The 11,627-nt window shown below is 63.1% G+C and carries 5 protein-coding genes; all 5 read right to left on the bottom strand.

The window, feature by feature from the left end:
- Nucleotides 1-10: 10 nt before the first annotated feature.
- Nucleotides 11-157, bottom strand: a complete 147-nt coding sequence (locus AC1DQM_RS02035) for a lmo0937 family membrane protein (protein WP_105341819.1) — start codon at nt 155-157, stop codon at nt 11-13.
- 87 nt (nt 158-244) lie between these two features.
- On the bottom strand, nt 245-8,749 hold the full coding sequence (locus tag AC1DQM_RS02030) for a glycoside hydrolase family 94 protein (protein ID WP_477745778.1): 8,505 nt from the start codon (nt 8,747-8,749) through the stop codon (nt 245-247).
- Nucleotides 8,750-8,870: 121 nt separating this feature from the next.
- Nucleotides 8,871-9,029 carry a DUF3309 family protein gene (locus AC1DQM_RS02025; RefSeq protein WP_105341824.1) on the bottom strand — a complete coding sequence of 53 codons (159 nt, stop codon included), beginning with the start codon at nt 9,027-9,029 and terminating at the stop codon, nt 8,871-8,873.
- Between the two features lie 180 nt (nt 9,030-9,209).
- Nucleotides 9,210-9,410 (bottom strand): DUF1656 domain-containing protein, encoded by a 201-nt coding sequence (locus AC1DQM_RS02020; RefSeq protein ID WP_008026537.1) that lies wholly within the window; start codon nt 9,408-9,410, stop codon nt 9,210-9,212.
- Nucleotides 9,400-11,547 (bottom strand): FUSC family protein, encoded by a 2,148-nt coding sequence (locus tag AC1DQM_RS02015; RefSeq protein ID WP_477745777.1) that lies wholly within the window; start codon nt 11,545-11,547, stop codon nt 9,400-9,402. Before AC1DQM_RS02015 ends, AC1DQM_RS02020 begins: the two co-directional genes overlap by 11 nt.
- Between the last annotated feature and the right edge of the window lie 80 nt (nt 11,548-11,627).

Genomic DNA, 11,627 nt, shown 5'->3' with positions numbered 1-11,627 from the left:
CCGAAGAGGCTTATGAGCGCCTGCTCTGAAAGAAACTGACCGCCAGCAAAATCAGCGCCACGATCAACAGGACATGAATGAAGCCGCCCAGGCTGTACGACGTTACCAGCCCAAGTAACCACAGGACGATCAGGACGACCACGATTGTTTGTAGCATGACGATTCTCCGATTGTGATCCAGGACTTTCTGAACACCTCCAGATTGAACGCATCGGCAACGTAGTTCTGTGCGCCAGCGTACCCATTAGAGAACAAGCTCAAGACGATGCGCACATCCGTCCAGCGGCACGCGAACGGCCCCTTGCTCGCAGGTCTGCGGTACACCATCGAGCAGCGCCTGCTCGAGGTCCCGGCAACGTCGTCCCGCCGACTTCAGGCTGATCGTGTAGTCGCTGCCGTCCAGCCTCAGACGGGCTTCAAAACCTGGCCAGTGACGCGGGATGCAGGGATCGACAACGAGAAACGCCCCCTCTCGGCGCAAACCCAGAATCCCCTCTACGCCGGCGCGGTACATCCAGCCGGCCGAGCCGGTGTACCAGGTCCAGCCACCCCGGCCTATATGCGGCGCAACGGAATAGACATCCGCGGCGATCACATAAGGTTCGACCTTGTAGCGCTCGACCTGCTGTGGCGTGCGCGCATGGTTGATCGGATTGAGCAGCGCGAACAACTCGACGGCCTTATCGCCTTCCCCGAGTCGGGTCAACGCCAGGATCGTCCACATCGCCGCATGGCTGTACTGCCCGCCATTCTCGCGCAGGCCTGGCGGGTAGCCTTTGATATAGCCGGGGTCGAGCGAAGTGTGCGCGAACGGGGGTGCGAACAGTAACGCCAGGTTGTCGTCGCGGCGGATCAGCAGACGCTCCAGCGAGGCCATCGCCAGCCTCGCGCGGGCGGGATCGGCGCCACCTGAGAGTACCGCCCAGGACTGCGCAATGGAGTCGATCCGACATTCCTCGCACGCCGCCGAGCCGAGCCACGTACCATCGTCGAACGTCGCCCGGCGATACCAGTCGCCATCCCAGGCCTCACGCTCCAACGCTTTGCGCAGCAACCCCGCATGCGCCCGCCACCGCTTGGCACGCTGATCGTCGCGGCCGTCGGCCAAAGGCGCAAAACTGTTCAAGGTGCTCAACAGCAACCAGCCGAGCCAGACACTCTCGCCCTGCCCGCCCACGCCAACCCGGTTCATACCGTCGTTCCAGTCGCCGCTGCCGATCAGCGGCAAGCCTTGGGCACCGGTCAGCGTCAGACACTGGTCGAGACCGCGGGCGCAATGTTCGAACAGCGAAGCCGACTCGTCCGCGGGCATCGGCTGGAAGAACGCGTCGCTTTCGCTGGGGAGCAACTGCCGCCCTTCGATGAACGGCACGCTCTCGTCCAGCACCCCGGCATCCCCGGAAGACGTGACATAGGTGGCGCAGGCAAAGGCCAGCCAGACACGATCATCGGAAATCCGCGTACGGACCCCCTGCCCCGAATGCGGTAACCACCAGTGCTGCACATCGCCCTCGACGAACTGCCGGGCGGCAGCACGCAGCAGATGAGACCGGGTTTGCGCTGGGTGTGCGAATGCCAGTGCCATGCAGTCTTGCAACTGGTCGCGGAAACCATAGGCACCGCTGGCCTGGTAGAACGCCGAACGAGCCCAGATGCGGCAAGCCAGAGTCTGGTAGAGCAGCCAACCGTTAAGCAGGATATCCAGGGCGCGGTCGGGCGTGCGTACCTGCACTGCACCGAGCACTTCGTCCCAGTGCCGTTTGACCGCTGCAAGTACCTCGTCCAGGTCACGCTCGCGGTAACGCAGAACCATCTCCCGGGCAGCATCGGTCGATACGGCCTGCCCCAGCAAAACCAGCACCTCGACAGACTCGCCGGGGGCCAGCTCGACGACGCACTGCAGCGCCGCGCATGGGTCCAGACCGGCACCGCAGGCCGCGGACAACGGAGCTCTACCGAGCAGCGCCCGAGGCGCCGCCGGCCCGCCATGGCGACCGAGGAATTCGCGGCGGTCGGCGGTCCAGGCGCTTTGCCGGCCGCCGAGATCAGCAAATGCCACACGGCCCGGGAAGGCGATACTCCATGGGTTGTGCGCCAGCAGCATGCCGCTGGCGGCGTCGATCTCCGTTTGGATGAACGGCCCGTCGGTCCCGCGCGAGGTGCCGAGCACCCATTCCACATAGGCCGTCACCGACAGTTGACGTGGCCGCCCGGACAGATTGCGCAGGGTCAGTCGGGAAATTTTCAATGGGTCGTCCAGCGGCACATACTGCAGCAATTGCGTGTGAATGCCGTGTGCCGAATGGTTGAAGCGGCTGTAGCCGAAGCCGTGCGCAGCGCGGTAGACGCCGTCGTCGCGGATCGGCTGCGCGGTAGGGCTCCAAAGCTGGTGACTTTCCTCGTCGCGGATATACAGCGCCTCGCCCCCCGGGTCAGCGACCGGGTCATTGGACCAGGGGGTGAGTTGGTTTTCACGGCTGTTCTCGGCCCAAGTGTAGCCACTGCCGTGCTCCGAAACCTGGAAGCCGAACGCCGGGTTAGCGATCACATTGATCCACGGCGCGGGCGTCGTCTGGTCGCGCTCAAGCGTGATCAGGTATTCCCGCCCGTTGCGATCAAAGCCGCCCAGGCCATTGAAAAACTCCAGGCCGTCATCCCCGACCGGTGCCTCCGGCAACGGCCACACTGGCATTGACGGAGGCTGGCGGGCGGCAAGCCAGTTGCGCGGCGCAGGCTTTGGCAGGCGCTCGAGCTGGTCTGCAATGGAACCACGATGGGCGATCAACTCGACTCGCGCCACGGCCTGCAGCAACGCCCGTGTTTCTACGGTCATGAGGTCGGTGCGCAATGTGTAGACCGCACCGCGCCTGCGCTCCTCGCCAAAGTGCAGGCGAGACTGAGTGCTGCGTACTGCGGTTTCTATCGCCTCCTGCAGGTCCTGCACATAGGACGACGCCCGTTCGTTGAGGATGACCAGGTCGACGTGCAGGCCCTTTATCCGCCAGTATTCACGGGCACGCAGCAACTGACGGACCCGGGCGAGGTCCTCGACCTCGTCGATGCGCAAGAGAACCAACGGCAGATCACCAGAAATCCCCAGCGGCCATAGCCCCGACTGGCACCCCGCCCCTCGTATGATGGCCGGCGCCGAAGCGCGAAAACGTGGGTCAACATAGAGAATCGGCGCGGCCAGGCGCTGGAAGTCCGCCGCCTCCTCGGAGTCGATGCCAAGGTCGCGCAATTGCACCTGGGCCTGGGTCCAGGCCAGGGTCTTGGCGCGCTCGAAGGCATTGCGTTCATGGTGCTTGTCGATCAGATCCAGTAATTCCTCTCGCGAGCTTGCGACCACCGTCCAGAAGGCTACCCGCGCAACTTTGCCGGGCCCAACCCGCAGACGTTGACGCAAGGAAAAGATCGGATCGAGGACCGTCCCCTGGCTGTTCGACAGCGCCCGATGCCCGGTGATCGCCAGCGCCTCGCGCACGCTACGGTTGCGGCCAAGGAAACGCGCGCGGTCGGACTCGTATTGCGGATCAGCGATCAGCTCACCTTCCACCACCACGAAGTGCGCCGCCCATACCGGCGTTTCCTCCGGTCCACGCGGGCGGCGAGTGGCGACCAGTGCCGTGAACTCGGCAAGGTATTCAGTCTGCACGAACATTCGCGAGAACACTGGATGCGCGCTGTCAGCGGCCCGAGTCGCCAGGACCACCTCGGCATAGGAGGTCAGTTCGATGTCGCGTGGCCTGCGCCCGTTGTTGACCAGCGAAACTCGCCGCACTTCGCCGTTGTCCTCGCCGGACACCAGTACTTCCAGGCTGGTGACCAGCGAGCCTTGGCGATGAATGAACTCGGCCTGATCCTCGTGGAACAGCACCTCGCCGTTTTCAACGTCGCGGCCACTGGGCTGCAGCGTCGCCGACCAGGCTTCCCCACTCTGGGTGTCACGCAGGAAGATGAAGCTGCCCCAGTCATCGCGGGTGGCATCCTCACGCCAGCGCGTCACGTCGATATCCCCCCAGCGACTGTAACCGCCGCCTGCCGAGGTGAGCATCAGCGCGTAGCGGCCATTGGAGAGCAGATGGGTGATCGGCGCGCCGCCGCCTCCCGCATCGATGCGCCGCAGGGTTTCGCTGCGGCCCTCGGTCGCGGAAACCGTCACCTCTTCGGCTCGTGGATGCGCCAACAGTACGTCCCGTGGCACGCGCTCCTGCAGTAGCAAATCGCAGGCCTGAATCATCGGCTCGCGGTGGAAACGGCAGCGCATCCTGCCATCGTGCAAGGCATTGGCGATGGCAACGATGGTCATGCCCTGATGGTGGGCCATAAAGCAGCGAACGATCGCCACATTCTCGTCATCCGGCAGCCGTGAGCGGGTGAAGTCCAGCGCCTCGTAGAAACCATAGCGGCCCTGCGCGCCCATCCCGGCCAGCCGCTCGTAATTGCGGCGCGCTGCCTGCGGATCGATCATCGCCGCCAGACCGGTCGCATAGGGCGCGATCACCACGTTCTCGGACAGCCCGCGCTTGAGGCCAAGCCCGGGCACACCGAAGTTGGAGTACTGGTAGGTGAATTCCAGGTCACGGGCGTTATAGGCGGACTCCGAGATCCCCCAGGGGATGCCCAACGAACGGCCGTAGGCTTCCTGTAACGCCACCACCAGACGAGTGCTCTGTTCCAGCAGGCTGCCGGCCGGCGCGCGCATCACCAGCGACGGCATCAGATATTCAAACATCGAACCGGACCAGGAGATCAGCGCCGAGCCGCCGGGGACCGGCGTTGCGATGCGTCCGAGGTGGAACCAGTGACGAGTCGGGACATCCCCCTTGGCAATGGCGAACAGGCTGGCCAGTCGTGCTTCCGAGGCGAGCAGGTCATAGCAGCTCGGATCGAGGCGATTATCGGTCTGGGAGTAGCCGATCGACAGCAGCTTTCGTTCGGGGTCGAGCAGGAAGCTGAAGTCCATCGCCCCAGCCATCGCCCGGGCCATATCGGCGAGCGCTTGCAAGCGCTGCGCCAATGTAGACCGCGCCTCGTCCGGCAACGTGCGGTCGCGCAGGTGTTCGGCCACTGCCTTGCGCAGCGCTTCGACCCAGAACAGCAGGTCATCACCCTCGCCGACCGGAACGACCCTGACGGCCACCTTGGCGGCCTTCTCGGTCAGCCGCTTCAGACTCGGCAGCAGTCCGTCGAATGCTTGCAGCCCCGCCAAGTGGACGCGGACTTCCTCCAGATCGTCGCGCAGTTGCCGCAGCGGCTCGCCACCCGCACCCGACAGCCCGGCGATGGCCTCCTGGACCAGCCACAGGTCGTCCATCAGGCCGCGACAGGCCTCCTGCGCCAACGGGCTTTCCCGCCACTCATCGCAAGCGTTGGCGAGCACGATCAGGTGCCCGGCGAAGTTACCACTATCGACCGACGACACGTAGGCCGGATGCAAGGCTCGTAGGTCTTGGGTCGCATACCAGTTGAAAAAATGCCCGCGATAGCGCGGTAGCTTCTCCAGGGTTGCCATGGTCGCTTCCAGGCGCTCGAGCGTCTCAATGCTGCCGGCCCAGCCAAAGTCGCGGGCAGCGACTGCCGAGAGCAGATAGAGCCCGATGTTAGTCGGCGAGGTGCGATGTGCGAGTACCGGTTTGGGCTGTTCCTGGAAGTTGTCCGGCGGCAGCAGGTTATCCTCCGCTGTAACGAAGGTTTCGAAGAAACGCCAAGTGTGTCGCGCGGTCAAGCGCAGGGCATGCGCGTCCAGCGGCGAAGCCGTGCGCTGGCGGGCGACCTTCGATGGCCGGCTGCTCAGCAGAGCCAGCGCCGGCGCCGCCAACCAGAGCAACGCTAGTGGCCCGACTAACGGCCAGGAGCTGGGCGCGAAGGCCAGCCCGGCGGCGCTCATCAGCAGCGCAAGCGCGGTGCCACCAGCCATCTGCCGGTAACTGCCGCGCAGGTCTGGTAAAGGGCAGCCGGAGGCCTGCGCGGCGGTGGTCCATTCGAGCAGGTGATCGTGGCTGGAGAACATCCGCACCAAGGTGCGCCCGATAGCGTCTCCCATGCGCCATGCAAGGTCCGCCAAAAAGGCCAGCGAGAGCACAATCTGCAGAGCCGCGCGACGCAGGTCGGCACCTAACATGCCGAAGTGATTGCGCAGACGGATGCCGCGCCGCTGCGGCAGCAGGGAGCAGACGGTTGGCAGCAGGGCCGGAATCATCAGGGTCGCCAGCACGAACAGTGTAGCGAGCAGCGCCAGCGGCAACGGCAGCCACCAGCAGAACACCAGACTGGCCAGGGCGAAGGGCGCGAACAACGAGCGACGCAGGTTGTCGAGCATCTTGCAGCGGCCGATCGGCGGTACCGCCTGAGCCCCCCTCCAGTGCCCGAATACCCAAGGAAGCAATTGCCAGTCGCCGCGCGTCCAGCGGTGCAGACGTTTGGCGGTGACATCGAAGCGCGCCGGGGATTCTTCGATCACTTCGACATCCGAGGCCAGGCCGGCGCGGGCGAAGATGCCCTCGAATAGATCATGACTGAGCAGCCGGTTGTCGCCGACCCGGCCACCGAGCGCGGCTTCGAAGGCATCCACATCATAGATACCCTTACCGGTGTAGGAACCTTCGCCGAAGAGGTCCTGGTAAACATCCGAAACCGCCGACGCGTAGGGATCTATGCCGCCGGGACCGGAGAACACCTGCTGGTAAAAGGAGCCCTCGCCGCCCAGCGGCAGAGAGGGCGTGACCCGTGGCTGGAGGATCGCGTAGCCGCTGACAATGCGCTTCAGCGCGGCGTCGAAACGTGGGTGGTTCAATGGGTGAGCCATCTTGCCAATCAGCCGCAGCGCCGCCTCCCGCGGCAGGCGGGTATCGGCGTCAAGGGTGATCACGTAGCGCACCCCGGCCGGCACTTTCGGTGCCTCGCCGAAGATGGACATGAAACTCGTCTCGCCATCCCCACGCAACAGGCGGTTTAGCTCGTGCAGTTTGCCGCGCTTGCGTTCCCAGCCCATCCAGCACTGCTCGCGGGCATTGAACAAGCGCCGCCGACAGAGCAAGAAGAAGCGCGGGCCGCCGGGCCCAGGCCCATAGCGGCGATTCAGCTGTTCGATCGCCTCGGTTGCTACCGTCAGCAAATGCGCATCGCTGTCGAGCTCCTCTTGCTGCGCATCGACGCCATCGGCCAGCAAGGCAAAGGCCAGATCGCCGCCGATGCCCGCCAAATGGTGGACCTCCAGTCGCTCGATCTGCTCCAACAGATCGGCTTCGCTGGTCAACAGCGTCGGCACAGCGATCAGCGTACGTAGCGCCTGCGGCACGCCGGCGGACAACTCCAACCCCGGCAGAGTAATGGCGCCGGAACTCCAGGTGACTATGCGATTGACCAGCGCCGTGGCCACCTCGGTGACCGGCACGCACATCGACAGCAGGAACAACAGGATCCAGCCAACAGCCACGGACGGCACCGCCAAGGCCCAGGCCATTAGCGCCAGTAGCAGCGTGGTCAGCAAGAAAATGCTGCCAACATAGCCGCCGATGCCCAGGCGAATGTTGAAGCGGCTGATGCGCAAGCGCAGAGGTGCGCGAAAGCCCATGGCCCGCTCCAGCGCCGGGCGTCCCTCGGCGATCAGGTGGTAGCCAGGATCGCTCGCTCGCCCACCCCACTCCTCGCCCTGCTCGGCGCTCTCAGCCAGGCGGGCAGCCTCCAAGGCCCGGTCGGCGACCTCCAGTTCCGAGAGAGCCGAGCCACGCGCCAGTTGCTCGATGGCGCTGCGGTACAGGTTGCGCGTCGGGAAGTCCATAAGGGCAAACGCACTGCCCGCGCGCAAGCGCGCATCGACCAGGCTGACACTTTCAAACAGCTTGGCCCAGTCAATATCGGAAATCAGCCGCATGCTGGTGATGATGTTGCGCACCGTGACATTGGAGGCACCCTGGCGTTGCTGGGCGTGCTGCACCACCTCCTCGACGCAAACACCCTGTGCTTGCAGACGTTCGTCCAGCCAGCCCAGCGCCGGGGTCGTACGCGGATCCTGGTCGCGCAGGCGTTTAGCGAGTTGAGCGGCGAACAGCTCGGGCAACCGCCCGAGCGGACGCGCGGCGATGTCTGCCAGCGCCGAACGGGCGCTGGCAGGTACGAGCAAACGATCGGCCAGTTCGTCGGCGTCCGCGCGGGCCATACGACCGTCGTCGATCTGCTCGGCGAGTCGGCGCAGGTTCTCGATCAGGACGATACGCAGAGTGATCGCCACAGCCCACAACTCACCGATGGTCAGCGGCTGGACCCGCTGGTACGCATCGATGAAACACCGCAGCATGTCGAGGTCGAGATGACTGTCGGTATGCGCAACGAAGGCCCAGGCCAGGCCAAAGACCCGCGGGTAGCCAGCGAACGGTCCCTCGGCGAGCTTCGGCAACTGGCGGTAGTAGCCAGGTGGCAGATCATCGCGAATTTCCCGGATCTGTTCCTCGACGATATGGTAGTTATCCAGCAGCCATTCGGCGGCGGGCACCACGCTGTGGCCGCTCTCAAGCTCCGCGGCGCTCGCCCGGTAGGCGGCGAGCAGGACCGAAGCGTTGTCGTCGAGGCATACATGCAAGGAAAGCACAGTGGGCGGCCTGGGTGTCACCTGCTGGGCGATGGCCAGACTCTCGGCATGCTGCTCAAGTCGCTCGATACCGAAAAGCGTCTCCCGTACCGGCGCATGGTCACTCCAGGGGGGTGATAGAACGCGCTGCCCAAGTGCCCGGCGGAAGATTGAATGCATAAATAACGTTCCGAGACGCGCATCGGTCTCATCAGCAAGCTAGGTAGCGAACCTCAGACAAGGCGGCAAGGGGCTCGAAACAGCAACATGCCGCTGTTCAGTCAAGCCCGGCGCCAGTCAATCAAAGCCGCCCCATTAGCAGCAGCACGATGACGATGATCACCACAATGCCCAACCCACCGCTTGGCCCGTATCCCCAGCTCCTGCTATGCGGCCAACTCGGGAACGCACCGATCAACAGCAGGATGAGAATAATTAACAGAATTGTGCCCAAGCTCATGGCTATCTCCTCGGACGCATGAAGAAACTGGCTGGTTGACTATCGCTCAAAGCGCGTCCAGCAATCTGACAGAGCCCAGATTGAGTGTATTCACAGGCACGAGTCTGTACGCCAACGCACAGAGTCCGCTCAGAAGCTGATGCGCGGTTCAACGTTAATGGCCCCAGTTGAAATTACAGCTCAGGCGCCCATCACCAGAATCAACGTTGCGCATACGCAGGCATACAACGCGCCTTCGAACAGGGCTTCATGCCAGACAAATCGCAATACCCCCAGGCGGCGCAAGGTCCAGTCCAACAGCAGAAAAATCGGCAAGGCCAGCAACAGCGCCTGGGCGATTGGCGGCAGATAGACGCCCCCCACTTCCAGATCAATGGGCAAGGGCTGGCACTCCTTCCTTGTCTGCGGGTTGAAAGTATTTGCGATGGCGCTCCAGAAACGACACCACGATCAACAACGCCACGCGCATCCTGAATACCGACCACAGGTGTTCATGTACGTCTAGATGCAAGTCGTCCATTTCATCGCCCAAGACATGCAAGCTTCCGAGCAACTGCACAAGGTCAACCCCGGGTCGCCCGGCGATCAATCGCCCTGTCTCTCGGACAGCCGCCAGCAAACGGTTCTGTTGTTGCGTACTCAACAACGTATTGCTCTGCCCCTGCTGCCTGAGCTGGTTCAACGCCACCCCCAGCGCCATGCACCCGAGGCTGACTTCGAACAGCTCGCGGGTATGCTTGTCGCTGGTCGCCGGCAATAGTCCCAACATCATGGTCAGGCGATCGACCATACGGCTTTCAAACGCAAATTGCTGTTCATCGGTGGCCGGCGTCTTCAACAAAGCGTAGACCTGCTCGCAGCTTTCATTGAACAGCCGGCGCATTCGTAAATCGGGCCTGAACGGGAAGATCAAGGCATACACGCTGAGCGCCATCGCGGCCGCGCAGATATACGCACCGGCAAACTCGAACCACTGAATGGCATTGTTTTGGCCGATTCCTGCGTTTTGCGGCCCCAGCAACAACATGGTCGTCAGTCCAAGACCAATGCCTGTGCCAGTGGTTGGCGGACTGGCCAGCCCCACCGCGACCGCGTACAGCAATGGCGCAAACAACAAGGCGAGCAACTCGAAGTCACTGATCATCGGCATCAGCATGAACAGATAGAACGCCGACACCACCAAGGCCAGACCCAGCCCCCTGGCAAAGCTTTGACTGGCCAGCAACGGCCGCGGAAAAGTCGCCATCAGCGAACAGAGAATCCCCACTACAATCATCCCGCCACGGGCCCCATCCCAAGCAGTCTCGATCCAGATCAGCCCCGCCACCAGTAACGCGGTAAATGCCCGGACTGCGTTCATTGCTGCCAACATGAAGTCCAGATGCAACGGGTTGTCCTGGCCGCGGAACACGCAACTGGCTTCCCGTCCTTCCTGGATCGCGTCGCTCAGTTCCAGAATCTGCCCCAGTTGCTCCAACATCCGTGCCTGCTCCCAGCGCAGTGCCCAGGCCAATGAACGCAGCGTGGCAGGCATCGTCTCGGTGAGTTGTTCGGCCTTGTAGGCCTGGTCATCGAAACGCTGTTGCAGCGTCAAAAAATGATGCCGCGCCTCAATCGACAATGAGCGACCTTGCACGGCCAGCTCATCAAGGAATGCCAGTTCCTCGCTGCGCAAACGCTGTATCTCTTCCGGCAGCGCGCCTTCCCAACGTTCGGTGAGTAATTGCCGCTGGTGACGCAAAGCCGTCAGGCGCGAAGTCAGCAGCACCAGTTGATTGCCAAGCAATTGCACCAGGCTATTGGAACTGCGCAACCGTGGTGCATCGAAGTACAAATGTCGACGCAGCCCTTCAAGGGCGCTGATCTCGCCCAACAGTTGCATTTGCCGCTTGTGGAAATCGGCCTCGCTTTCCTCGGTTCGAATCACCGCTGCCGCGTGAGTCGCGAGCAGTTTGATCACTTGATCGATCTTGGCGAAGTAACCCTTGGCCACCGCCTCCGGTCGCGCCGTCAGAAGGCTGACAACGCACACGCAGGCCACCGCCAGCAATGTTTCTGTCACGCGAGTGACTGCCAGCAGGAACGTACCCTCCTGATCGGGTTGCGCCAGCAGTGCCACCACCACCGCCGTGTAACCGCTCAGGACAAACGCTTGGGAACTGGTGTAGCGCAACAAGGTGCCGCCGGCGGTACACAGCGCCAACCACAAGGCCAGGGTGATGATGAAGGGCAGCGGCGCCTGGGGGAAAATGGCCATGATCAACACCGCGACTGCCGCGCCCAACGTGGTGCCGATGATCTGGCCGAAACTTCGGGCCAGGGCCATGCCGCCCAATGGCTGACTGACAATGATCACCGCCATGATCGACCACTTGGGCTGGTCGAGGTCGAACACAAAGGCCAGGTACAGCGTCAGCAGCCCCGCCACGATGGTTCTCAGGGCAAACAGCAGCACCTCGCGTCCGGGGTTGAGAATCGCCTTGAAGTATTGAAGCAGCGGTTGCATGGGAGCGCTCATCGAGTGGTCTCCTGCAAGCGTAGTCATTGCTTCCTTGCTTCGACGAGTTTCAATGTCGACAAGACCTGTAGGCCATTTCG

The sequence above is a fragment of the Pseudomonas sp. 01L34 genome (genome assembly GCF_056400265.1).
Note: the sequence above shows the minus strand (reverse complement) of the source record. Positions and strands in the feature narration are given on the sequence as shown.